Below are 22,668 nucleotides of genomic sequence, written 5' to 3'. Positions count from 1 at the left end.
CGGTAAATTACGCCCAAGCTTGCTGGACTATGTGTGTAATACTGGCATCAATTTCGACCTCCACCACTAATGTCTCATGCGTCGGTTCTTTTAATGTGACAAACTGGTTATCGACCATGTTCTGTTTCATAAAGTGACCTTTCTGGCTATTATGAGTGCCAAAATCAATTCATTATTGGTATCTTGAACATACTGTTGTAAGTATTAATTGGTTATTATTTACAGTGAAGCAATTGACGTTTAAAGACTAAAAAAGCCGCAATAGCGGTTTTTTGTTAGCCAAAATATTGGCTTTATGTCGTTTATTTATGACTCTAGGTTATGCAAATACTAGCTGACTAGTGATTTGTGATCGGGCTTGTTCTAACGCTGAGTCTGCCCGTAAAATAAGGCTGTCGATAGTGTCGTCAGCTTGCCAGTTAGATATCCCAACACAGGCACTAAAGCGAATATACTTACCACTTTCTGGTTCGATAAGCGCTGTATGTTCGATACTATGGCGAATACTCTCGGCTATTTTTAGTGCAATACTTTTGCTGCTAGCTTGAACAATGGCAATAAACTCATCACCACTCCAACGGGCGATTAAGTCAGTTTCAGCAAGCTTACTTTGGCAATGCTGAGCAAAATGAATTAACGCTTTGTCACCCATGTCATGGCCAAATAAATGGTTGATTTGCTTTAAGTCATCTATCCCCATTAAGACGCAATAAAGGTGTTGATGCACAAGGGAGCTATGGGTCATTAATTGCTGACTAAAATGGATAAACCCTCGTCGATTCAGGGCTTTGGTAAGGCAATCAACATAGATTTGTTTATCGAGTTTATCTTTTAATAAATAAGATTCGGTGACATCGATCATGGTAACTTGAATCGCGGGTTGCTGTTCCCAACTGATCACAGTCTCAATTAATTTCACCCATATGATACGACCGCTAAGATGTAAGCATTTGATTTCAACAGGATGAGGTTTAACTTTATTTGCGAGTAACGCAGCGTTAGCGTCTAGGCGTTGTTCTTGATAGCTGGGTTCAATCACATCTAAAATTGAGGCGAGTGACATAATACTTTGGATATTAGGGTAACCGAATAGTTGTGCCAATGTTTGATTGCAATACAGTGGGCTAAAGTTGCGATGTACTAATACGCCTTGCACCGAGCCATACACTAATTGCTGATAGCGACTCTCACTTTGCACTAAAGCTTGTTTAAGTGTTGTCGATTCGGTTAAATCAACAATCGTGATTTTTAGGGCTGCTCGTCCTTGCCATTCAACGATATGTTCAATAGCTAATACATTGAGTTTCAAACCTAAACGGTTACGGTTAATGTAGCTGCGTACCTGAGGTTTTTCTATACCACTCATTAATGCGTAGTAAGTGTGTGCGGCTACATCCTGTAATTCGGGATCGATTAACTCTAGAACACTCTTTAGCGCTAAAATATCTTGAGCGGTATTATAACCGAAGATTTTTGCATAATTATCATCTGCATACAGTGGTATAAAATCTTGATGAATAACTACACCATAATGAGCATCAAAATCCACAATCGGTCCTTGTTTGAATATTATATTTTAATGTAACATTTTTACTCGATAAATATTCTAGCGCTGGTGGTTATTTGTCACCGGATTTTATGTGTAAACTCAGTAAACTTTGCAATATGAGATCATCTTCACACTTACCGTTGTTAAGATCATCGCACTTGTATAAAAGTGTCATTGCCATAATGTTATTACATCATTATGGCTCCACTGCGTCGTTTCGTTTTTAGTCCATCGACAGCTCTTTTAATTTGCGGGTCAGGGTATTACGGCCCCAGCCAAGGCGCTTCGCTGCTTCTTGTTTGTGTCCCTGGGTATGTCTTAGCGCTGTTTCAAGTAAAATTCGTTCAAACTCAGGTTGAACTTCAGTTAATAAATCACTTTCACCCGCAGCAAGTTTTTCATCAATCCAATCGGTTAACGCGGTTTGCCAATCACTCGCACCTGCGGCTTTTTGTTGGCTAGCGATGGGATCCTTAAGCAGCTCTGGCGGTAAATCTTGCGGCAAAATCTCTTGTCCTGAAGCCATTACCGTTAGCCAGCGACAAGTATTCTCCAGCTGACGAACATTACCAGGCCAGGGTAAATTAGCCAATTTGACCGCAGTTTCCTTGGTTAATATTTTTGGCTCAACGCCAATTTCTTTCGCGGCAGTGTTGAGAAAGTGATTGGCGAGTTGGGCAATATCTTCACGGCGCTGTGATAGCGGCGGTAAGTGCACCCTAATCACATTGAGGCGGTGAAATAAGTCTTCACGGAAGGTGCCTTTTTGTACCTGAACCTCGAGGTTTTGGTGGGTTGCAGCAATAATGCGTACGTCTACTTGCACGGCTTGATGACCGCCGACACGATAAAATTGTCCATCAGCAAGTACTCGTAATAAGCGGGTTTGCACGTCAATTGGCATATCGCCAATTTCATCTAAAAATAGCGTGCCACCATTAGCTTGTTCAAAACGACCTTGGCGCACATTCGCGGCACCAGTAAAAGCACCTTTTTCATGGCCGAAAAGTTCAGATTCAATCAAGTCTTTTGGAATAGCAGCCATATTTAATGCAATAAAGGGTTTGTCCTTACGCGGGCTGTGTTTGTGCAATGCCCCTGCGACTAGTTCTTTACCTGTACCTGACTGACCATTAATGAGCACACTAATCGATGAGCGAGACAAGCGGCCTATGGCCCGAAATACTTCCTGCATTGCAGGTGCTTCACCAATTATTTCAGGCGTTTTTATCGTAGTATCAATCACCGGTTGTGGTGTTTGCTCTGTCGCATGGGTGAGCGCACGCTCAACTAAGTTAATCGCTTCATCGATATCAAATGGTTTTGGTAAGTATTCGAATGCACCAGCTTGATAAGCGCTCACGGCACTGTCTAAGTCTGAGTGGGCGGTCATGATAATGACTGGGATATGCGGGTAATGCAGTTGTAAGCGATCAAGCAAGGTTAACCCATCGGTGCCTGGCATGCGGATGTCTGACACGATAACTTGAGGTTGTGATGCTTCTAAAGCTTGCCATAACGATTCGGCAGCAGCAAAGCTGGCCGTTGACAGCGATGCACCTTTAAGGGCTTTTTCGAGTACCCAACGGATCGAACTATCATCATCGAGGATCCAAACTTGTTCACTAATGTTCATCTTACTACCTCATTCTGCCTACAAAGGGCATGCTAGTTATTGTAATGGCAGGTTAATAATAAATTCTGTGTGGCCTGGTGCCGAAATACAATCGATGCGACCGCCATGTAGTCGGGCAATATTATGTGCAATGGATAAACCTAAGCCTGAACCCTCATCGCGGCCAGTGACCATAGGGTAAAAAAGCGTATCCATTAACTCAGCAGGAATTCCGGGACCGTTATCAATAATCGATAAGGCGAGTACCACTTTATAACGACGAGTTCCAATAGTGACTTGGTGTTGGGTGCGAGTCCTAATGACAATATCACCGCCACAATGTTCTAAAGCTTGTATCGCATTTTGGACAATATTCAATACCGCTTGCTGCATTTGATCCGAGTCCATTTGAATATCGGGTATCGACGGATCATAATCGCGTTTTAAATGAATATTATCGGGTAGCGCCATTTCAACCAGCTTAAGGACTTTCTGTATCACTTGGTGAATGTTGTGTTCATTATGTTGAGTTGGGCGTTGTGGGCCGAGTAAACGGTCAACTAAATTACGCAATCTATCTGCTTGTTCGATGATTAAGGTGGTAAATTCTTTTAAATCGGGTGAGTCGAGCTCTCTAGATAATAATTGTGCCGCACCACGAAGTCCGCCCAGTGGGTTTTTAATTTCATGGGCTAAATTACGTACCAAAAACTGTGCAGCTTGCTGTTGGGCGTCCATATTAAGCTGCTGATGAATGCGTCGTTGTTGATCTACTTGACGTAATTCTAGGATGCTGAGGTTATTGTCGTTTTCAATTGGCACCAAGGTGATATCAATGGTGTGATGTTGACCGTCTAGGGTTATTAATGCGGCGGTATTAACCGTAAGCCCTTGGCCAGCATTAATAGCATCGCGTAGTAATTGTGGCTCGACCCCCATAAGTTGATATAGCTCAGGAAGCGTTTGCTCGAGTAGCTTATGGTTACCAACTCCTAATAATTGTGCGGCCGCAGCATTGGCATAGCTTGGCTTAAGCTGGTTATTAATGACCAGCACCGCGGTGACTAAATGATTGAGAAGGTTATTTGTGTCCATTAGCCGTCCTAGTATAGGGTTGCACCATTATGATGCACCAATTTGGTGCGCATCACAACCCGGAACACACAGGCATTCAGTAAGATAACTAGTCACGAATAAAATTATAAGTTAATGAATAAAATGAATTTTTATCATAATTACTTAGATTTATTTGCTGGTCCAAATACTGATGCTTGGTGAAGGAATATCTTTCTAGGAGAGCTTGATGCAAGGACTTTGCCGTTTTGTGTAACAGCATTAACAATAAGCGAATGTTCACCTCTACTAATACCGGTCAATTGGAATATATTCGACACTTGAGCGGGGGCAACGATAATACCATCAACTAGTAATGTCATCAGCACACCACGGGGTAGTTGCGGGGTAACACTCACAGACACAGTTAATGCGCCGTTGTTATCGCGCACAGTCGCTTCTTGTTGAGGGGAAGTAATCGAGATAGCGTAGTTAATTTTGGCTTCTTTTTCCTCCGTGGTGGTTACTTTTGTCGGAGTGATAATGGTCATGTTATTTTGCGTATTTTCATTTAGATCAACAGCTTCTGCATTATTCTTAGCTTCATCGGAGTAATGAACTTTGCCATTTTCATCTACCCAGCGATATACAGTCGCAAAACTTTGGGCGCTTAATAATAATAAACCAATAAGGATGATAAGGCGCATGATGCACTCCATAAAACGGTAGTGTTAGATAGTGTTAATAGAGTAGACGTTTTTATAAAAAAAATCAGCTTAAACTGTTTTGCTTAAGCTGAATTGAAGCGGCTAATGTGGTGAAGCCGTATTAGTTATTAAGGTGCAATAACACTATATGTATTGGCAGCAGTATTCTGAAATTTGTGCTGTACGGATACTGAAGCTCACATTTGGTGCAAGTTGAAACTGACTACCTGCAGCGTAGATAACCCATTCCGTTTGGCTAGGCAATAACACTTCAAATTCGCCAGAAATAACCTGCATTATTTCGCCTTGAGCAGTAGCAAACTCATATTCACCAGGCAACACAACACCTAAAGTTTGTTTACTACCGTCAGCTAACACTACGCTTCTACTTATCACTTTACCGTTAAAATAAACATTGGCTTTCTTAGCGACACTTACCTGTTGCAACATACTCATATATTCTCCCTAAAAATGATGTGATTGAATCTATCTGCGTTTTGCTAAAATATCTAGTTAAATGTTTTCATCTTGTATCATTAGCGTCGCTTCGCTGCTAGGACATGACTTTGTCATTGCTAGAGTCGCTTCGCTGCTAAGCTGTTGACTTTATAGCCTCTAGCCGCGAAGCGTACTAGCAGCGCAGCGTCCTAGGTCTTTGCCTGTATAGATGAGGCAACAAAAAGCCCAGATGCAGAGCATCTGGGCTTTTCAGGTCTTAATAAGTGGTAAATGTAACGCCACTTATTAATGTCAATTAACCGCGGTTATTACGCTTACGCTCGTTTTCAGTTAAGAATCTCTTACGAACACGGATGTTCTTAGGAGTTACTTCAACTAATTCATCATCATCAATGAATTCGAGTGCTTGCTCAAGCGTCAGTGTAATCGGTGTAGTTAACACTTGTGCTTCATCAGTACCAGATGCACGCATGTTAGTTAGCTGCTTACCTTTCAAACAGTTAACAGTCAAATCGTTAGAGCGAGCATGAATACCCACTACTTGACCTTCATACACTTCAGCCGCGTGGCCAATAAACAGACGACCACGGTCTTGTAGAGCAAACAAGGCAAACGTTAATGACTTACCTGTTGCGTTTGAAATCAGTACGCCGTTAGCGCGCTGACCAATATCGCCACCTTTGTGCGGACCGTAATGATCAAATGAATGATAAATTAGACCCGTACCAGATGTTGCAGTTAAGAATTCAGTTTGGAAACCAATTAAGCCACGGCTTGGGATAACGAAGTCGATACGTACTCGACCTTTGCCATCAAGCTGCATGTCTTTCATTTCACCTTTACGAATACCTAATTTTTCAATTACGGTACCTTGATGTTCTTCTTCAACGTCAACGGTTACTGTTTCGTATGGTTCATGTAGCTCACCATCGATTGTTTTTAGAATAACTTCTGGACGAGATACGGCTAATTCATAACCTTCACGACGCATGTTTTCAATTAGAATCGATAAGTGTAATTCACCACGGCCTGATACGCGGAAACGGTCTGGACTTTCTGTTTCTTCAACGCGAAGTGCTACGTTGTGAACTAATTCAGTCTGTAAACGTTCAAGAATGTTACGTGAAGTAACGTACTTACCTTCTTTACCCGCGAACGGAGAAGTGTTTACTTGGAATGTCATCGTTAGTGTTGGTTCATCAACCGTTAACGGTGGCATTGCTTCTACTGCATTCACTGCACAGACAGTGTCAGAAATTTTAAGCTCGCCTAAACCGGTAATCGCAACGATGTCACCAGCGTTAGCAATTTTAACTTCAGTACGATCAAGACCCATGTAACCTAATACTTGGCCCATTTTGCCGTTACGTGTCTTACCATCAGCGCCAATAATAGTCACTTGTTGGTTAGTCTTAACGCTACCACGGGTAATACGGCCAATACCGATAACACCCACGTATGAGTTATAATCGATTTGAGAAATTTGCATTTGGAATGGCGCTTCAGCATCAGCATCTGGGAAAGCGACTTTCTCAACGATGGTTTGGAATAGCGGCGTCATATCATCGCTAGCTACATCAGGATCTAACGTTGCAAAACCATTCAATGCAGAAGCATAAACGATTGGGAAATCTAATTGTTCGTCAGTGGCACCTAAGTTAACGAATAAATCGAATACTTGGTCAATAACCCAATCTGGACGAGCACTTGGACGGTCAATTTTGTTAATAACAACAATTGGCTTAAGCCCTTGAGCGAACGCTTTCTTGGTTACAAAGCGAGTTTGTGGCATTGGACCATCAACTGCGTCAACCAACAATAATACTGAATCGACCATAGATAGAACGCGTTCTACTTCACCACCGAAATCGGCGTGGCCAGGAGTATCTACGATATTGATACGGTAGTCGTTCCACTGGATGGCAGTATTCTTTGCCAGAATGGTGATTCCACGTTCTTTTTCAAGATCGTTAGAATCCATAACCCGCTCAGTAGCTTCTCCACGAGATGCAAGGGTTCCTGACTGCGCCAACATTTTGTCAACTAGGGTTGTTTTTCCATGGTCAACGTGGGCAATAATGGCGATGTTACGTAAATTCTCTAGCACGGATAAACCTCTAAACCAGCAAATAAAAAAAAAGGATCTAACAGAAGCTATAGATTATAACTACTGTAAAAAAGCGTGCCATTCTACTTCACAGCAGCTTTTGTAGATAGGATTATTTTTGAACACTTGTAAATCCATTACTTGCTAAGCGTCAAAAAACAGCATAAAACGGTTATATAGTAAGCATAACAAAGGTGTAATACAAAAATGTGACATTGACTAAAACACCAGCATTAAGATGACGCACCATTATGGACTTTTGCACCATGATGAAACATAGTAATGCACGCTGATGGTGCAAAGTGATGATTTTGAAGATTTGAAAAGTTTTTCATCTTTATAGAATCAATAAGTTAGCGAACTGGCATGAATATCGCTTTACAGCTGATAATTATGTAAAAATTCGTTTTCCAGATGCATCATCTGGCGAATAGCAGGATTATATTAAGGGACAACCCTTTACCCTACCGGAGGCTTGAGAATGTCAGTTGAATCAGTTTTAAAACAACTTGTAGAGTTAGAAGTGAAGTTTGTAGACTTACGCTTTACCGACACTAAAGGTAAAGAGCAGCATGTTTCTATCCCATCTCACCAAGTAAATGAAGAGTTTTTTGAAGACGGTAAAATGTTTGACGGTTCTTCAATTGCAGGCTGGAAAGGCATCAACGAATCAGACATGGTATTAATGCCTGATCCAACTACTTTTGTATTAGACCCTTTCACCGAAGAAACTACCGCACTTATTCGTTGTGATATTTTAGAGCCTGGTACCATGACAGGTTATGACCGCGACCCTCGTTCAATTGCAAAAAAAGCTGAAGCTTACCTAATTTCTACCGGTATTGCTGATACTGTATTGATTGGTCCAGAGCCAGAATTCTTCTTATTTGACGATGTCCGTTTTGGTACTGATATGTCAGGCTGTTTTGTAAAGATTGATGCAAAAGAAGCAGCATGGAACTCTGGAAAAGAATACGCAGATGGCAACACTGGTCACCGTCCAATGGTGAAGGGTGGATATTTCCCAGTTGCACCTGTTGACTCGTCACAAGATTTACGTTCGGCAATGTGTTTAGTGCTTGAGGAAATGGGTCAAGTGGTTGAAGCACATCACCACGAAGTGGCAACAGCGGGTCAAAACGAAATCGCAACTCGTTTCAATACATTGACTAAAAAAGCTGATGAAATTCAAATTCTAAAATACGTTGTTCATAACATGGCGCATGCTTATGGAAAAACAGCGACATTTATGCCAAAACCAATCGTTGGTGATAACGGTAGCGGCATGCACGTGCACCAGTCTTTAGCTAAAGACGGTGTTAACTTATTTGCTGGTGATAAATATGCTGGTTTAAGTGAAATGGCGCTTTACTACATTGGTGGTATTATTAAGCACGCTCGTGCTTTGAACGCTTTCACTAACCCAAGCACCAACTCTTACAAGCGTTTAGTGCCGCATTTTGAAGCGCCAGTTATGCTTGCATATTCTGCACGTAACCGTTCTGCATCAATCCGTATCCCAGTGGTACCGAGCCCTAAAGGTCGTCGTATTGAAGCTCGTTTCCCAGATCCACATGCAAACCCATACTTAGGTTTTTCTGCGCTATTAATGGCCGGTCTTGATGGTATTCAAAACAAGATCCACCCAGGTGAAGCGATGGACAAAGATCTATATGACTTGCCTCCTGAAGAAGCTGCTGAAATTCCACAGGTTGCGACTTCATTAGAAAACGCATTAGAAAACTTACAAGCTGATCATGAGTTCTTAACTAAAGGCGGCGTATTTAGCGAAGACTTTATCCAGTCTTATATCAAGCTTAAAACGGAAGAAGCTGAGCGTATTGCACGTACAACTCACCCATTAGAGTTTGAGATGTACTATAGCCTATAATGAGTTTGTGTTTTAAGACGATTTAGTACTATAAAATACCAACCCCGATAAGTGATTATCGGGGTTTTTTTGTGGACAAAAAGTCACTTTATGAAGTGAGTATCAAAATGATGATTAGCATGGGCTAATGATATTGTTGACGGTTTGATTAATCGCACTGATGTGGCAATATATTATATCAAGGCGTGAGTACCAGTAAGGTCAAGCTAGTATTTATGATTGTGTGGGTTCTATAAATACTTTTTTATCTTAGTTAACAGGATTTAAGTTAATAATGACAAACTCAGTGGGTAATGATTCTTCGCAGTGCAAACAGTCAGGTTTTACGTTAATAGAACTTGTTATTGTGATTATTATTTTAGGTATTCTTGCTGTCGTAGCTGCGCCTAAATTTATTAATTTAAAAAGCGATGCCTATGCGAGTTCTATGCAAGGGGTTGCAGCGGCGATTAATAGCGGTAAAATCATGGTGTATTCTGCTTGTGTGATAAGCACCAGTTGTGATGAAACTAAAGGAATAGCAACTGGTAATGGTCTTGGTAATAGTATCATCGTGCAAGGACAATCCATTACCTTAGCATATGGATATCCGCGTCATACAAGTGCGGGTATTGCTAGGTTGATTAACATTGCCGACAACAATGACGGTGGTGAATTTAACATCACAACATATGACATAAATGATCGCCCTGGCTTACGAATTCGTCCTAATGCCGATTATGCCACAAACAAATGTGAGATTCGTTATTCACAGCCTTTAGCTGCGGGTGAGCAACCTCTGGTTGAAGTCAACATTGACGACTGTTAATGCGGTGAATCACTCACCGTTAAAAGAATGCCATGAAGATTACTTTATGGCATTTTTGTTGGTAGCAAGAATGTCGAAGGTATAATTGGGTTTAGTGGCGTGATATTTTTGAGCTTAAGTACGATTTGTAGAGGATTTCACTCAAAAATATGATATTTATATCATTAATCACTCACTAAAAAGCGATTTGCTCAATGGATAAAAAAGATCTCAAACTATTAGAAATATTGCAACGTCAGGGCCGAATGGCTGTTTCTGAATTAGCCGATAAGGTTAACATGTCAGATACTCCGTGTTTACGACGAGTAAAAAAGCTGGAACAAGATAAAGTGATTTTGGGCTATGGTGCCCAAGTTGATCCATTTAAAGTGGGTTTAAATGTTGTGGTGTATACATCGGTACGCTTAACGGAGCACACCGATCAGTCGACAGCATTATTCGAATCGACCATGGCACAATTGCCTCAAGTGATGGAATGCGCTGTGGTAACCGGAGCCTATGATTATATATTAAAAATAGTCGCCAAAGACTTAGTGTCCTACGAGCACTTTATTAAAAAATCACTCGGTAATCTCAAGTTTGTCGCCAGTATTGAAACCACTGTGGTATTAAAGCAAATTTTTAGCCGCACAGCGCTACCGGTAGATGAATCGCCGATTGATTAACCCTTGAATAACAGTCTTATCATCAATCCCCAAAAGCAGCACCTAATTCATCATCGATGACGAATGCAGAGATCGCGCTTTTGGGTATTGAATTGAGCTTTTTACTAACGGTTAACCTTGTTCCATTGACTCAATAAACTTATTCGATTCAGCAATCGACTTGTTCATTTCGTTAATCAGGCTGGAGATATCGGTTTGTAAATTGGCAAAGTCGCCTTTGATGGCTCCAATGGCTTGCGCATTTAAGTTATGTTTTAAATACAACATATTGTCTTTCATTGCGGTTAAAATAGGTGGCATTTTAGCTTCTGCACGACGCATACTTTTGACCAGTGAGCTATAAGATCGCTTGGTTTCGTTTAGTTTTTTGGTGCTATTGCGGCGTAAGCTGGCTTTACTTATCTCTTCGATTTCAGCTTGCCATTCGTCAAACAATGCATCAGCAACATCTTCAACTTTACCGATACGATTGGTGACTTCATCTGCTGCTGACTGAGCCGATTCATATTCATCTTTTGCTTTGTCATAGGCATCTTCTAAATCACCGCCATCAAATGCCAATAATGCCTGCATTTCAGCTAAAGCAGAGCTAAACTCCTCTTGGGCGTCTTGTTGCGACTCTTTAGCGCTTTGTACTCTATCAACCATAATGTCGCGTTTGTGATAGCCGACTTTTTCCATTGCACCATAATAGGCGCTTTGACAACCGCTCAACAGTAAACTGCTACTTAATAGTGCCAGTGATATCCATTTTTTCATCAATGTGTCTCTTTTATTGTGTGAGGCGAAAGGTACCTCGCTAAGGTTAACGCTCTTATGTGACTAACTTCCCGATTTAAATTTGGCTGCGTCGATGATGCTCCATAAATGGAATAAACCACCAATAATGGCTGGAATAACCAGCACAAAAAAGAAGTAGCATACGGCAGTAATGCAGAAGAATAACAAAGCCGCTAATATACGTCCTTGTAAAAGCTGACCTAAACCTGGGAAAAATATACTTGCGACAGCCGCGAGCACATTGCCCGCTGAACCTTGTTGTGACATCAATTTGCTCCATTATTGAATAACTAATATGTTATAACATTGTACGAAGTTAGTGACTTAATACAAATGTTATCTCCACTAACGTGGTATGAAATAAGGATTATTATGCCTAAAAAGTTTGATTATAGCCCGATTGTGGCTTTTTTTCGTGGGATTTGGCAGTTCCTACTCCACCTAAAACAACGGCTCACAGAAGACCAAATTAATATCCGCGCAGGTCATTTGGCTTATGTGACTCTACTGTCGTTGGTGCCTATGATAGCCGTCACTATGTCGATGTTATCGGCTTTTCCGGTGTTTAAGGGGATTAGAGGCAACATTGAAGGGTTTATTTATAATAATTTTATCCCTGCTGCGGGCAATACGGTTCAAGTTCATATTAATGAGTTTGTCGCCAATGCGTCTAAAGGCACTTTTGTCGGTATTATTGCGTTAGTGTTCGTTGCCATTATGCTGATTTCTGCTATCGACAAAGCACTGAATAATATTTGGCGAATTACCGATAAACGCTCATACGTGGTGTCATTTTCAATGTACTGGATGGTATTGACTCTTGGTCCTGTACTGATTGGAGCTAGTTTGGTGGCAACCTCGTATGTGGTGTCATTAGAGGTTGTGGCAGACACTGAGTTGTCTGGATTAGTGCCGTGGATTGTTGAACGCTTGCCGTTGATATTTTCTGCTGCATCGATATTACTGTTATACATGGTTGTGCCAAACAAGAAGGTCCATTTTTCCCATGCTTTATTAGGGGCAATTGTTGCCGCGGTATTATTTGAAGCTGGTAAAAAAGGTTTTGCGTTTTACGTGACTCAATTTCCGAGTTATGAAGCCATATACGGTGCGCTGGCAGTGATTCCCATTTTGTTTGTTTGGGTATATTTATCGTGGATTATTGTATTGCTCGGAGCAGAGATTACTGCGGCATTACCCGAGTATTTAGAGAGTTTAGCGATCATAGCGGAAGATCTCAAAGCTGAAATATTTGCAGAGATTGACGATGAGAATGTCAACAATGTGCATGATCCTCTGATGGCTGATAAGTCATCCAATAAATCTGTTTCGTCAGTCGATAAGTATTAATCTTGATGGCTGAGTTACCGCCCTTCATTCAACAGCAATTTGTCGATATAGGTAACGGTCATCAATTGCATGTTGCCGAATATGGTTGCCTAAAGGGCCCGGCATTATTGTATTTGCATGGTGGCCCAGGTGCGGGTTGTAGCCGTAATGAAGTTAACTTGTTTGTTGGCACCCCGTTTCATCTTTATTTTGTTGATCAGCGTGGTGCTGGGCGATCGCGACCGTCTGGGTGCCTATTGAATAATACCGTGATGGATTTAGTCGCTGATATTGAGACGTTAAGGTGTGTCTTTGGCGTTGAAAAATGGTATTTAGCGGGAGGCTCATTTGGCGCTACATTAGCCTGGTTGTATAGCGGTTTATACCCAAGCCGGGTTCGCGCACAAGTTTTATGGGGGATGTTTATTCCCTCTAAAATTGGTATCAATTGGCTATACGGCCCTAATGGTGTAAGTCAGTTTTTTAACGCTCAATATGCACGATTTATCGATGTTAATGAGCCTGTTATTTATGCTGGAAGTAAAACGGTTTTGTCACAAGCCGATACTCATCAAGGCTCCACTGCAACGATTGCTATTGACCATCTTATGTGTGCTTACCAACATGCTTTAAACCATCACGATCCACAAGTGGTTGAAAATGCTGTTCACCAATGGTTGATGTGGGAATGTGCATTAGCACAGCCAAGCCAGTTTATGGGTGAGGTCGCTCAAGCGTTAAGTTGCGTGCAAATAGGACATCACTATGTGCAACAGCATTTTTTTGATGTGTATAGCCAATTTAAGGCACTTGGTGGCGATATTAAAGCCAGTACCGTATTAATTCAAGGCGAACATGATTGGGTTTGTCCTGAACATATATTAACGGCTTTTACTGAGAATTGTGGTCATCAGTCTTTAGAGTATCAACATGTTAGTGCGGGTTATCATGCTTTAGCTGATCAGCGAGTTTTTCAAGCCGTCACACAAGCGATTCAGCGTTTGTATAATACGACATCAGAATTGAGCTAATATACAGTTTCATTTAATAATAATTTGTTAATATTTTTTAGTTAACATCATGTTATATAACATAATCTATTTTTTATTAAATAGAATATTTTTAGGATTGTTATGATTGCATTAATTCAACGCGTAAAACGTGCATCAGTCTCGGTAGACAGTGCGATAGTCGGCAAAATTGACCAAGGCTTGTTAGTATTATTAGGTGTTGAGCGCGAAGATAATATTGAAAAAATGGTTAAATTAGCCACGAAAGTCATTAACTATCGAGTGTTTAGTGATGAGAATGGCAAAATGAATCTTAATCTAGCTCAAGTGGGGGGTAAATTATTAGTGGTGTCACAATTTACCTTAGCGGCAGATACCGGTAAAGGCTTAAGGCCCAGCTTTTCCCGTGCAGCAACACCTGCACAAGCCGACAGTCTTTATTTAGCTTTTGTGGAGTATTGCCGGCAACAAGGGGTTGTTACTGAGACCGGGCAATTTGGTGCAGATATGCAGGTCGAGTTGATTAATGATGGCCCTGTGACCTTTAATCTGCAGGTGTAACACTATCAACAAATTAGGTTAACTAGTCATCGTCGGAGGGATGCCGTTATGCTCGATATTTCATTTACTGAAGCGCAATCAAATGCCAAGGTGGCAGCCTTACTACAGACTTTGTGCGAAACTTGGCACAATACTATTCCGGTAAGTAAATTTATGGGCATTACCCCGTTGCTGTTTAATGGTGATAGCTTAAAGGTGACTGCGCCAATTGAGCCCAATATTAATTTACATCACACCATGTTTGCTGGCAGCATTTATACCTTAATGACCCTAACAGGCTGGGGAATGGTGTGGTTGCAGCAACAATTGTCACAAGCACACGGTGATATTGTATTAGCTGATGCTAAGGTAAGATATTTAAAGCCGGTAACGAAACAACCTTATGCCAAAGTTATTTGGCCTTATACTGATTTAACCCCATTAAATCATGGCCACCGAGTTAAAATGACCCTCGAAGTGGCGTTATATTGCGATGAGATCATGTGCGCTACGTTTACTGGCCAATTTGTGTCTTTGCCGCCAAAATCATCCAGCCTAGATTAAGCTAATATGTTTCGATTTTATCGAACGTAATTGCGGATTTATTGCGCTTTTTTTCTTTTTTATAGACTAATATAATTACTCAATTGGTCAGGCGCATAGCCATATGACCCAACAAACATAGGGGTAAATATAACAATGGCAAAAGTATTAATTTTAAAATCAAGTATTTTGGGCAGTTATTCACAATCTTCAGCATTAGTTGATTATGTCACCCAGCAATGGAGCGATAAAGGTGCGCAGATCACTGTGCGTGATTTAGGCAGTCAGACGCTTCCAATGTTAGATGGTGAGCTTGCTTCCGGTCTTCGTGGTGGTGACAACCTTTCAGAACGTCAATTAGCTGCGGTGGCTTTATCGGATGAGTTAGTTGCCGAAATCAAAGCCCATGACACCATTGTTATTGCAGCGCCGATGTATAATTTTACTATTCCAACGACCTTAAAAAGTTGGATTGATCTTATTGCCCGAGCAGGCGTAACGTTTACCTATACCGACACAGGACCAGTGGGGTTAATTGAAGGTAAACGTGCGATTATTGTTACTACACGCGGTGGAGCTCACAAGGGCGGAACGACAGATCATGTGGTACCTTATTTAACCACAGTGCTTAGTTTTATTGGAATTACTCAAGTTGAAACGGTTTACGCAGAATCATTAAATATGGGCCCAGATGCTGCTGAAGCGGGCATTAGCCAAGCTAAAAAAGCGCTTGATGCTATTACGCTTTAAGTTAACCGAGCTTTTAGTATGAAGAGCGCCTAAATCTGATATCGGTTTAGGCGTTTTTTTATGCTGATTATGTCAACTTAGCGACTTTTTACTTGATACTTTTGTGATTGACCTTCCCCATCTTTGAAATCAATACTTCTGTTAAAATCGATTAATTTACTTATCTAATGAATCCAATACTGACTTTACTGCGTACTATTGCAGCTATTGAGTTGTGTAATACCAATCCTTATTAGAATATGATCTATTTTAGGCTGCGTCACTAGGGCCTGTTGATCTTTCAAGGTTATTTTTGCAGCGAATTGTTGGCCATTTGTACAAGGCAGAGACTTTGAGGTGTAGTTATTCTACATAAAAAGTCGATAACACAGTAAAAATGGCCAACAAACGCTGCCCGAAGGGTTCGGCTAAAAACGTTTTACTCTTTGTTGAATGCATTTTGCTTAGATGACTAGGCATCAATCCATTCGCCTCGATTAAAACGTTTTTAACTCGAACAAAATTCAACCAGCAAAGATCAACAGGCCCTAGGCCCAGTACAATGAAAATGACTGTAGGTGTAGTCTTCTACAACAAGGTTATTTGAAGCAGTAATGGGGGTTGTGACACTGCGCCGAAGGGCGAACTTATCAGCGTGGTCTTCTTTGTTAGCCTTTCTTAACGTACGACTGCATGGATGCAGGAGGTAGAGCAACGCAGGAGCAGTTGCCGAGAACGACTATGTCTTCAAAAGGCTGACTCGAATACCGCACTGATAATTTTCGCTAAAGGAACAAATTCTAATGCGGATTGGTATAGCTTATCGATTTATTTTTATGTCGCGAGATGGCCACTATAGATAAATTGTGACTATAATTAGTTTATGTCTATTGGTATGAATCTATGCATATAAAAAAAGTAGTTATTGCAATGGTGCTGATTTGTATCACCTTAGGCTTGGTGCCGATACTTATGGTGGTTAGCCAATGGTCTGCAGATGAACAAGCTTATGGCATTAGCACTCATGGCAGTGAACAGCTGCGTTTTAGTTGGCAAGGCGTTGATCTGCACACTCACCAATTTCCCGCTTCTTCTGCGGGATATACTTATTTATTTATGGGGTTTTTATCGTGCTCTGAAATTTGCCCGATACGGATCCAACAAATGATGCAATTGGAGCAACACATACAGCAGGATGCTTTATTAACAGAAGCTGAGGTGCAATTTATGTTTGTGACGATTGACCCTAATAATGACACCCTAGCAGTGCGAAAAAGCTTAATAGATGATCGCTCACCGAGTTTTGTGAGTGCATCATTGTCTGATGATGCTTTACAGCTATTGGACAGGCGTTTGTCTGAAAATATCAATCTTGAACTCACCAGTATTAATCATGTAGGTAAGCTGTTTTTATTGTCACCTAATGGGGCCGTTGAGCGGATCTATACCGCACAGCAGCTCTCAACTCAAAAAATGTTGCTTGAACTTAAGCAAATTATTTACTCTGAAATCTAGGCATATTTATGAATGATAAATACACAATAGAACTGTTAAAAAAACACGATTCATACATATATAAAATTTTAATGTTACAAGCACCGCTGCTATTTATCAGTGGTTTTTTTGGCGCAAAAATGCTGACCTTTAGTACTTTTTCGGCGATAGCTATTTTAGTTATAGTGCAGCTTAGCTATAGCTTGTTGAAGGGCTCTGAGTTATTTGGGATTGTGGGTGCGGTGATCATGATGACCGTATCGGCATTATTAATCCAAAGCCAAATGGGCATGATTGAAATGCACTTTCATATTTTTGCTTCTATGGGAGTCTTTTTAATTTACCTACGCTGGCAACCGTTACTAGCCTCTTTGCTTACCGTTGCTGTGCACCATGTTGGCCTGACATATATTCAGCTGCAAGGTATTAGCTTATTCGATACTCCTGTAATGATATTTGCCGGTGAGTGCAACTGGAGCATCATGCTTATCCATGCATTATTTGCTGCCGCAGAAACCTTTATTCTTATCCGTATTGCTTTATTTATGCGTACCGATGCTATTGCCAATCAACGCATTGCGGGTGCCATTGAGCAGATATCGGCTGATAAAGATTTATCAATACGCTTGCCTTCAGCTGACACTCCGGCTGAGATTTCGTTTAATTTGATGCTTGAAGAGTTGTCGCAATTGTTTAATGACTATCGCGATATAGCAGTGAAGATGGGCAGTACTTCAGATAACTTGATGAGCTTGAGTGAGCAAGCCCAGCAGGGCGTTCAACAGCAAAATACTCAGGCGGGGATCATTGCTGAATCGACTCAACATGTGATCGATAGTTTTCAGCAAATGGCACATGACAGCCAAGTTTCTGCTGATCAAGCAAGAGAGGGGGCAACCTCAAGTATTGGTGATCGCCAAAGCGCGTTAAATATCATGAAAGATATGCAAGCACTAGAAACTAATATGACCGAAGTAACCGAGTCGATGACTGATTTAACTCAAGATGTCACCTCTATCACGACTTTATTGCAGGCTATTCGCAGTATTTCTGATCAAACTAATTTATTAGCATTGAATGCAGCGATTGAAGCCGCGAGAGCCGGTGAAAGTGGCCGAGGTTTTGCTGTAGTGGCAGATGAAGTACGCACCTTAGCAAAACGCACCAGCCAATCGACAGATGGCATTGAAAAAGTGCTCAGTCGTTTGAATGTGAGTATGTTAAAAACCGTTGAGTCTATGGATCAAGGTAAGCAGCGTACATCTCAAAACGTACAGCATACAAATAGCATTGCTCAAGGGTTAGATCAACGTTCTGGCCAGATTGGTCAAGTAGCGACCTTGAGTCACAATGTGGCCAATGGCACCCAAGAACAAGCCGGTAGGTTGACTCAAATTGGTGCGGAGATTTTAGATAATGCTAAAGCGGTGGTGCTATTATCAGAACAGGTGAAAAAATTGGCCAGCGGAGCAGTAGAGATGAAACGTATTACCGAAGATTATCAAGCCAAAGCAGCAGCTTATAAAGTGTAATTCGTAGTAAAACAGGCGAATGCATTACTTTCGCCTGTTGTGTTATTTAAATTGAATTAACTGTTTGACATTGAGTTTACAGCGAGTAGGCGTTACAGGTTTTGTTGTTATGAATTATGAGCGCCAGCGTTTAAAAATCAATGAAGTATTAATGCCGCCAAAGGCAAAATTATTACTCATGATGTAGTGGGTGTCGATATGACGAATATTGCCTTTAATGTAATCGAGCTCTGCACATTTTGGATCAATTTCAGTTAAGTTCAATGTTGGCGCAAACCAACCCTCATTCATCATTTCAATACTGGTCCATGCTTCTAATGAGCCACAAGCACCCAAGGTATGACCGGTATAACTTTTAAGTGATGAAATCGGTGTGTTTTCACCAAATACAGCATAAGTCGCGGCTGTTTCGGCAATATCGCCACGATCTGTCGCGGTGCCATGGGCGCTAACATAACCAATGTCTTGTGGGGTTAGTTGTGCATCCGTTAAGGCCAAACGAATCGCCACTTCCATGGTGTTAGCATTCGGTTGAGTCACATGTTGGCCATCTGAGTTAGTACCAAAACCAACCAGTTCAGCATAAATTTTGGCGCCACGGGCTTGAGCATGTTCAAGCTCTTCCAATATTAGTGTGCAAGCACCTTCTCCAATAACCAAACCGTCACGTTGGCTGTCAAAAGGGCGCGGCGTTAATTCTGGAGTATCATTTTGGGTGCTAGTGGCAAACAAAGTATCAAAAACCACGGCTTCAGTAGGGCAAAGCTCTTCAGCACCGCCAGCTAACATAATGGTTTGCATACCGTATTTAATGGCTTCATAGGCGTAACCTATGCCCTGGCTGGCAGAGGTACATGCACTGCTGGTGGTGTGGATTCGGCCCTGTAAACCAAAAAATACCCCAATATTAACTGCCGTGGTGTGCGCCATCATACGGATATAGCTAGTGGCGGTTAACCCAGACATTTCGCCGGTTTTTAACATGTCGCCAAATCCCATAATGGGATCAGTACTGCCAGTTGATGAACCGTAAGCGACTCCAACTTGACCAGAATTAAGAATGGGGGCGTCTAATAACCCCGCATCTTCTAAAGCGAGTTCACTGGCTCTAGTGGCCATTAAAGACACCCGGCCCATAGAACGAGTTTTTTTTCGTGAATAGTGTTTCGGAGTAACAAACTCAGTTACTGGCGCAGCTAGACGAGTATTTAAGCCTGGATATCGGTCCCATTCGTCCATTCTAATTACGCAGTTATGTTTGGCTAAGAGGCTGGCTTTAATTTGCTGCCAGTCTTGGCCTAACGCACAAATGCCACCCATGCCGGTAACGACTACGCGCTTCATATCATGCCTCCGTTAACAGAAATCACTTGGCGGGTAATGTAGGCAGCATCATCTGACATTAAAAAATTAGCTAGGCCCGCTATCTCGCTAGGTTTACCCATGCGTTTCATCGGCACTATTTGGTTAACCATATCAGTTGGGATATCGCTGACCATGTCGGTTTCAATCAGTCCAGGGGCGATACAATTAACGGTGATTTTGCGCTTAGCTAACTCAAGAGACAGCGCTTTAGTTGCGCCAATAATCCCCGCTTTTGAGGCGCTGTAATTGACCTGGCCACGGTTACCTGCAATACCTGATACCGACGCGAGCGTAATAATGCGCCCGCCTTTACGGGCTTGCACCATCGGCATAATGGTTGGATGAATCACATTATAAAAACCATCAAGGTTAGTGTGGATCACGCTATCCCACTCGTGTTCGGTCATGGCGGGGAAGGCGGTATCACGGTTGATACCCGCATTCAGAATAACCCCGTAATAAGCGCCATGTTCAGCAGTGTCAGTTTCAATAGCAAGCTTAACTGCTTGACGGTCGGCAATATCAAATTGCAATACACTTACTTGCACCCCAAGATCTAATAAGGTTTTTTGTACTTGCGCCGCAGCGACATGATTACTGTGAAAATGCAGTGCAATATTAAAGCCATTTTCGGCTAATTTAATCGCGATAGCCTTGCCTATTCCTCTGCTTGAACCGGTAACTAATACTCTATTATTCAAAATGTCTCTCCGTGATGTATTCGAGGAACTCCAATGGGGTATAAAAAGGTTTATTGATCATGTTTAGCTGTGGTTTGGCTTTCATCAATATAAGCTTGGGTGTCTTTGGGTTGAAATACATTGACATTAGCTTGTGCCACTAAGGTATGTTGATGATAAATATGGCAATCAAATACAGCTAACCCTGACTCTTCTTGATACAGCCTAGTCACCTGAGTGCGATAAGACTGACCTAAGATAAAAGTGTCGATATGCATGTGCAACTTGCGGCTACCGAGTAAAAAACCAACCCGTATATCTTCGTGGTGCAATAGTGCTTCTATGCCGGCTAATGCTGCTATGCTTTGGGCCATATACTCAATGGCAACGTAATTGGGTACACCATTGAGTTGGCAGTCAAAATAAGCACTATTAGAGCTAATATAGGTTTCGGTGGTCAAGCTGTCTGGTGTATGCCCTAACAGCTTATCAATTAAGATCATGGGCGCGCGGTGTGGAATAAAATGGCTAACATCTTGCGCTAGCATGGCGGCATCTGCTGTGAGTGTTGACATTAAATCAGGCATCCTTGCGACAAAAAATCAGGCTGGCATTACTGCCGCCAAAGGCAAATGAATTACTCATAATAAAATTGAGCTGACTCTGGCCAGTATTGCAGTTGCCATTGACCAATGAGATTTTTGGGTCGTTATCATCAAACTGACCATCCCATACATGAGGTGGTAGGCGTTGATTATGATTAAGCGGACTTAATAACAAATAGCAAAAGGCCGCTTCAATTGCTCCAGCGGCGCCCAAAGTATGACCGGTAAGTGGTTTAGTTGAACTGCATGGCGGCGAGGTATGGCTAAATACCGCGTTGATTGCCCGAGACTCCATGGCATCATTTTTAGGGGTAGCAGTGCCATGTAGATTGACATAATTAATCTGTTGCGGTGAAATATTTGCCGCTGCTAGCGCTTGTTGCATAGCTGCAATCGCGCCTGTTCCTTGAGGGTGCGGCGCTGAAATATGATGCGCATCGGCAGACTCGCCTATCCCAGCTAACATCACCTCACTTTGGCCGCGTTCTAGGGTAAATAAAGCTGCACCTTCACCAATGTTAATCCCATCACGATGGCGACTAAACGGATTACAATGGCCTTTAGATACCGACTCTAATGCTGCAAAGCCATTAACGGTTAGTTGGCATAAGCTGTCTACACCACCCACAATCACCATATCGCATAAATTGGCATTGAGTAATCGCTGTGCACTGGCAAATACTTTGGCACTCGATGAACAGGCTGTTGACACGGTATAACAAGGGCCAGACAGTAAAAATAACTGCTTTAAATACTCACTGGTACTGCCCAGTTCCTGTTGCGAGTAGTGGTAGCTCGAAGGAAAATGACCATGTACAAGCTTATATTTTAATGCGGCTTCGCCTTTAGATATACCGGAGGTGCTAGTACCTAACACGACCCCAATACGATCTGCGCCAAAACGATGTTTAGCTTGTTCCACCGCGGGGATTAGTTGCTGCGCGGCAGTGTTTAATAAACGATTATTTCGGCAAGCAAATAGACTCAAATGATCGGCAATATTGATTAAGCGTTTGTCATCAACGCAACCGACTAATGTTGGCGCATCGAATAATAGATCATCACGCCATTGCATGGCACTGACATCACCATTAATGAGACGAGGCAGCACCTCTTCTGGCGAGTTGCCCAGAGGTGTACACAATCCGATGTGAGTTATTGCAATGCGACTATTCATGTTTGCTTATATGGCCTATTTATCACGGTT

General features: G+C 41.8%; 23 protein-coding genes. 10 read left to right on the top strand and 13 right to left on the bottom strand.

Annotated features, from left to right (window positions below; genetic code table 11):
- Positions 1–7 precede the first annotated feature (7 nt).
- The 7 genes from EGC82_RS21795 to typA all read right to left on the bottom strand — a co-directional run bounded on the left by EGC82_RS21795 (position 8) and on the right by typA (position 7,490).
- The gene (locus tag EGC82_RS21795) at positions 8–130 is read right to left on the bottom strand and encodes a hypothetical protein (RefSeq protein ID WP_279630018.1); all 123 of its coding nucleotides are present in this window, start codon (positions 128–130) and stop codon (positions 8–10) included.
- A gap of 189 nt (positions 131–319) precedes the next feature.
- Positions 320–1,549: a sensor domain-containing diguanylate cyclase gene (locus EGC82_RS20885; protein WP_124732461.1), complete on the bottom strand. Its 1,230-nt coding sequence runs from the start codon at positions 1,547–1,549 to the stop codon at positions 320–322.
- Between the two features lie 223 nt (positions 1,550–1,772).
- Positions 1,773–3,185 carry a nitrogen regulation protein NR(I) gene (gene glnG, locus EGC82_RS20880; protein ID WP_124732460.1) on the bottom strand — a complete coding sequence of 471 codons (1,413 nt, stop codon included), beginning with the start codon at positions 3,183–3,185 and terminating at the stop codon, positions 1,773–1,775.
- Positions 3,186–3,221: 36 nt separating this feature from the next.
- Positions 3,222–4,259: a nitrogen regulation protein NR(II) gene (glnL, locus tag EGC82_RS20875; RefSeq protein ID WP_124732459.1), complete on the bottom strand. Its 1,038-nt coding sequence runs from the start codon at positions 4,257–4,259 to the stop codon at positions 3,222–3,224.
- A gap of 140 nt (positions 4,260–4,399) precedes the next feature.
- Positions 4,400–4,924: a DUF4124 domain-containing protein gene (locus EGC82_RS20870; protein ID WP_124732458.1), complete on the bottom strand. Its 525-nt coding sequence runs from the start codon at positions 4,922–4,924 to the stop codon at positions 4,400–4,402.
- A 144-nt stretch (positions 4,925–5,068) separates the two neighbouring features.
- Positions 5,069–5,380: a pyrimidine/purine nucleoside phosphorylase gene (gene ppnP / locus EGC82_RS20865; RefSeq protein WP_124732457.1), complete on the bottom strand. Its 312-nt coding sequence runs from the start codon at positions 5,378–5,380 to the stop codon at positions 5,069–5,071.
- A 298-nt stretch (positions 5,381–5,678) separates the two neighbouring features.
- Positions 5,679–7,490, bottom strand: a complete 1,812-nt coding sequence (gene typA / locus EGC82_RS20860; RefSeq protein WP_124732456.1) for a translational GTPase TypA — start codon at positions 7,488–7,490, stop codon at positions 5,679–5,681.
- Positions 7,491–7,971: 481 nt separating this feature from the next.
- Between typA and glnA the strand changes: the two genes are divergently transcribed.
- The 3 genes from glnA to EGC82_RS20845 all read left to right on the top strand — a co-directional run bounded on the left by glnA (position 7,972) and on the right by EGC82_RS20845 (position 10,854).
- Positions 7,972–9,381 carry a glutamate--ammonia ligase gene (glnA, locus tag EGC82_RS20855; RefSeq protein ID WP_124732455.1) on the top strand — a complete coding sequence of 470 codons (1,410 nt, stop codon included), beginning with the start codon at positions 7,972–7,974 and terminating at the stop codon, positions 9,379–9,381.
- Between the two features lie 274 nt (positions 9,382–9,655).
- Positions 9,656–10,189 (top strand): prepilin-type N-terminal cleavage/methylation domain-containing protein, encoded by a 534-nt coding sequence (locus EGC82_RS21790; RefSeq protein WP_124732454.1) that lies wholly within the window; start codon positions 9,656–9,658, stop codon positions 10,187–10,189.
- 194 nt (positions 10,190–10,383) lie between these two features.
- Positions 10,384–10,854, top strand: coding sequence for an Lrp/AsnC family transcriptional regulator (locus EGC82_RS20845; protein ID WP_124732453.1), 471 nt, complete (start codon positions 10,384–10,386; stop codon positions 10,852–10,854).
- A gap of 111 nt (positions 10,855–10,965) precedes the next feature.
- On the opposite strand, the gene EGC82_RS20840 is transcribed toward EGC82_RS20845, so the two are convergent.
- Together EGC82_RS20840 and EGC82_RS20835 are read right to left on the bottom strand one after the other, a co-directional pair.
- Positions 10,966–11,613, bottom strand: coding sequence for a DUF2959 domain-containing protein (locus EGC82_RS20840; RefSeq protein WP_124732452.1), 648 nt, complete (start codon positions 11,611–11,613; stop codon positions 10,966–10,968).
- 63 nt (positions 11,614–11,676) lie between these two features.
- Positions 11,677–11,901 carry a hypothetical protein gene (locus tag EGC82_RS20835; RefSeq protein ID WP_124732451.1) on the bottom strand — a complete coding sequence of 75 codons (225 nt, stop codon included), beginning with the start codon at positions 11,899–11,901 and terminating at the stop codon, positions 11,677–11,679.
- A 105-nt stretch (positions 11,902–12,006) separates the two neighbouring features.
- On the opposite strand from EGC82_RS20835, the gene EGC82_RS20830 reads away from it, so the two are divergent.
- The 7 genes from EGC82_RS20830 to EGC82_RS20795 all read left to right on the top strand — a co-directional run bounded on the left by EGC82_RS20830 (position 12,007) and on the right by EGC82_RS20795 (position 18,811).
- Complete coding sequence (locus EGC82_RS20830; RefSeq protein WP_124732450.1) at positions 12,007–12,984, top strand: virulence factor BrkB family protein; 978 nt, start codon at positions 12,007–12,009, stop codon at positions 12,982–12,984.
- Between the two features lie 5 nt (positions 12,985–12,989).
- Positions 12,990–13,994 (top strand): alpha/beta fold hydrolase, encoded by a 1,005-nt coding sequence (locus EGC82_RS20825; protein WP_124732449.1) that lies wholly within the window; start codon positions 12,990–12,992, stop codon positions 13,992–13,994.
- Between the two features lie 102 nt (positions 13,995–14,096).
- Positions 14,097–14,534, top strand: a complete 438-nt coding sequence (gene dtd, locus EGC82_RS20820; protein ID WP_124732448.1) for a D-aminoacyl-tRNA deacylase — start codon at positions 14,097–14,099, stop codon at positions 14,532–14,534.
- A 48-nt stretch (positions 14,535–14,582) separates the two neighbouring features.
- Positions 14,583–15,077, top strand: a complete 495-nt coding sequence (locus EGC82_RS20815; RefSeq protein WP_124732447.1) for a thioesterase domain-containing protein — start codon at positions 14,583–14,585, stop codon at positions 15,075–15,077.
- 135 nt (positions 15,078–15,212) lie between these two features.
- Positions 15,213–15,806 (top strand): FMN-dependent NADH-azoreductase, encoded by a 594-nt coding sequence (locus EGC82_RS20810; RefSeq protein ID WP_124732446.1) that lies wholly within the window; start codon positions 15,213–15,215, stop codon positions 15,804–15,806.
- 882 nt (positions 15,807–16,688) lie between these two features.
- On the top strand, positions 16,689–17,300 hold the full coding sequence (locus EGC82_RS20800) for an SCO family protein (RefSeq protein ID WP_124732445.1): 612 nt from the start codon (positions 16,689–16,691) through the stop codon (positions 17,298–17,300).
- 8 nt (positions 17,301–17,308) lie between these two features.
- Positions 17,309–18,811 carry a methyl-accepting chemotaxis protein gene (locus EGC82_RS20795; RefSeq protein WP_124732444.1) on the top strand — a complete coding sequence of 501 codons (1,503 nt, stop codon included), beginning with the start codon at positions 17,309–17,311 and terminating at the stop codon, positions 18,809–18,811.
- A 114-nt stretch (positions 18,812–18,925) separates the two neighbouring features.
- Here EGC82_RS20795 and EGC82_RS20790 read toward each other — a convergent pair whose 3' ends face one another.
- The 4 genes from EGC82_RS20790 to EGC82_RS20775 are packed head-to-tail and all read right to left on the bottom strand — an operon-like array spanning position 18,926 to position 22,638.
- The gene (locus EGC82_RS20790; RefSeq protein ID WP_124732443.1) at positions 18,926–20,155 is read right to left on the bottom strand and encodes a beta-ketoacyl-ACP synthase; all 1,230 of its coding nucleotides are present in this window, start codon (positions 20,153–20,155) and stop codon (positions 18,926–18,928) included.
- Positions 20,152–20,877 carry a 3-ketoacyl-ACP reductase FabG2 gene (locus EGC82_RS20785; RefSeq protein WP_124732442.1) on the bottom strand — a complete coding sequence of 242 codons (726 nt, stop codon included), beginning with the start codon at positions 20,875–20,877 and terminating at the stop codon, positions 20,152–20,154. Before EGC82_RS20785 ends, EGC82_RS20790 begins: the two co-directional genes overlap by 4 nt.
- A 50-nt stretch (positions 20,878–20,927) precedes the next feature.
- Complete coding sequence (locus EGC82_RS20780) at positions 20,928–21,431, bottom strand: hotdog family protein (protein WP_124732441.1); 504 nt, start codon at positions 21,429–21,431, stop codon at positions 20,928–20,930.
- Positions 21,432–21,435: 4 nt separating this feature from the next.
- On the bottom strand, positions 21,436–22,638 hold the full coding sequence (locus EGC82_RS20775) for a beta-ketoacyl-[acyl-carrier-protein] synthase family protein (protein ID WP_124732440.1): 1,203 nt from the start codon (positions 22,636–22,638) through the stop codon (positions 21,436–21,438).
- Between the last annotated feature and the right edge of the window lie 30 nt (positions 22,639–22,668).

The organism is Shewanella livingstonensis, from assembly GCF_003855395.1.
Lineage (GTDB): Bacteria > Pseudomonadota > Gammaproteobacteria > Enterobacterales > Shewanellaceae > Shewanella > Shewanella livingstonensis.
The sequence above is the reverse complement of the archived record's forward strand: the minus strand, read 5'-3'. Positions and strand labels throughout refer to the sequence as shown.

Excerpts from the sequence above, each read along its gene's own strand:
- EGC82_RS21795 (WP_279630018.1), bottom strand. The coding sequence starts at position 130 with ATGAAACAGAACATGGTCGATAACCAGTTTGTCACATTAAAAGAACCG.
- glnG (WP_124732460.1), bottom strand. The coding sequence starts at position 3,185 with ATGAACATTAGTGAACAAGTTTGGATCCTCGATGATGATAGTTCGATC.
- glnL (WP_124732459.1), bottom strand. The coding sequence starts at position 4,259 with ATGGACACAAATAACCTTCTCAATCATTTAGTCACCGCGGTGCTGGTC.
- EGC82_RS20870 (WP_124732458.1), bottom strand. The coding sequence starts at position 4,924 with ATGCGCCTTATCATCCTTATTGGTTTATTATTATTAAGCGCCCAAAGT.
- ppnP (WP_124732457.1), bottom strand. The coding sequence starts at position 5,380 with ATGAGTATGTTGCAACAGGTAAGTGTCGCTAAGAAAGCCAATGTTTAT.
- glnA (WP_124732455.1), top strand. The coding sequence starts at position 7,972 with ATGTCAGTTGAATCAGTTTTAAAACAACTTGTAGAGTTAGAAGTGAAG.
- EGC82_RS21790 (WP_124732454.1), top strand. The coding sequence starts at position 9,656 with ATGACAAACTCAGTGGGTAATGATTCTTCGCAGTGCAAACAGTCAGGT.
- EGC82_RS20845 (WP_124732453.1), top strand. The coding sequence starts at position 10,384 with ATGGATAAAAAAGATCTCAAACTATTAGAAATATTGCAACGTCAGGGC.
- EGC82_RS20840 (WP_124732452.1), bottom strand. The coding sequence starts at position 11,613 with ATGAAAAAATGGATATCACTGGCACTATTAAGTAGCAGTTTACTGTTG.
- EGC82_RS20835 (WP_124732451.1), bottom strand. The coding sequence starts at position 11,901 with ATGTCACAACAAGGTTCAGCGGGCAATGTGCTCGCGGCTGTCGCAAGT.
- EGC82_RS20830 (WP_124732450.1), top strand. The coding sequence starts at position 12,007 with ATGCCTAAAAAGTTTGATTATAGCCCGATTGTGGCTTTTTTTCGTGGG.
- EGC82_RS20825 (WP_124732449.1), top strand. The coding sequence starts at position 12,990 with ATGGCTGAGTTACCGCCCTTCATTCAACAGCAATTTGTCGATATAGGT.
- dtd (WP_124732448.1), top strand. The coding sequence starts at position 14,097 with ATGATTGCATTAATTCAACGCGTAAAACGTGCATCAGTCTCGGTAGAC.
- EGC82_RS20815 (WP_124732447.1), top strand. The coding sequence starts at position 14,583 with ATGCTCGATATTTCATTTACTGAAGCGCAATCAAATGCCAAGGTGGCA.
- EGC82_RS20810 (WP_124732446.1), top strand. The coding sequence starts at position 15,213 with ATGGCAAAAGTATTAATTTTAAAATCAAGTATTTTGGGCAGTTATTCA.
- EGC82_RS20800 (WP_124732445.1), top strand. The coding sequence starts at position 16,689 with ATGCATATAAAAAAAGTAGTTATTGCAATGGTGCTGATTTGTATCACC.
- EGC82_RS20795 (WP_124732444.1), top strand. The coding sequence starts at position 17,309 with ATGAATGATAAATACACAATAGAACTGTTAAAAAAACACGATTCATAC.
- EGC82_RS20790 (WP_124732443.1), bottom strand. The coding sequence starts at position 20,155 with ATGAAGCGCGTAGTCGTTACCGGCATGGGTGGCATTTGTGCGTTAGGC.
- EGC82_RS20780 (WP_124732441.1), bottom strand. The coding sequence starts at position 21,431 with ATGTCAACACTCACAGCAGATGCCGCCATGCTAGCGCAAGATGTTAGC.
- EGC82_RS20775 (WP_124732440.1), bottom strand. The coding sequence starts at position 22,638 with ATGAATAGTCGCATTGCAATAACTCACATCGGATTGTGTACACCTCTG.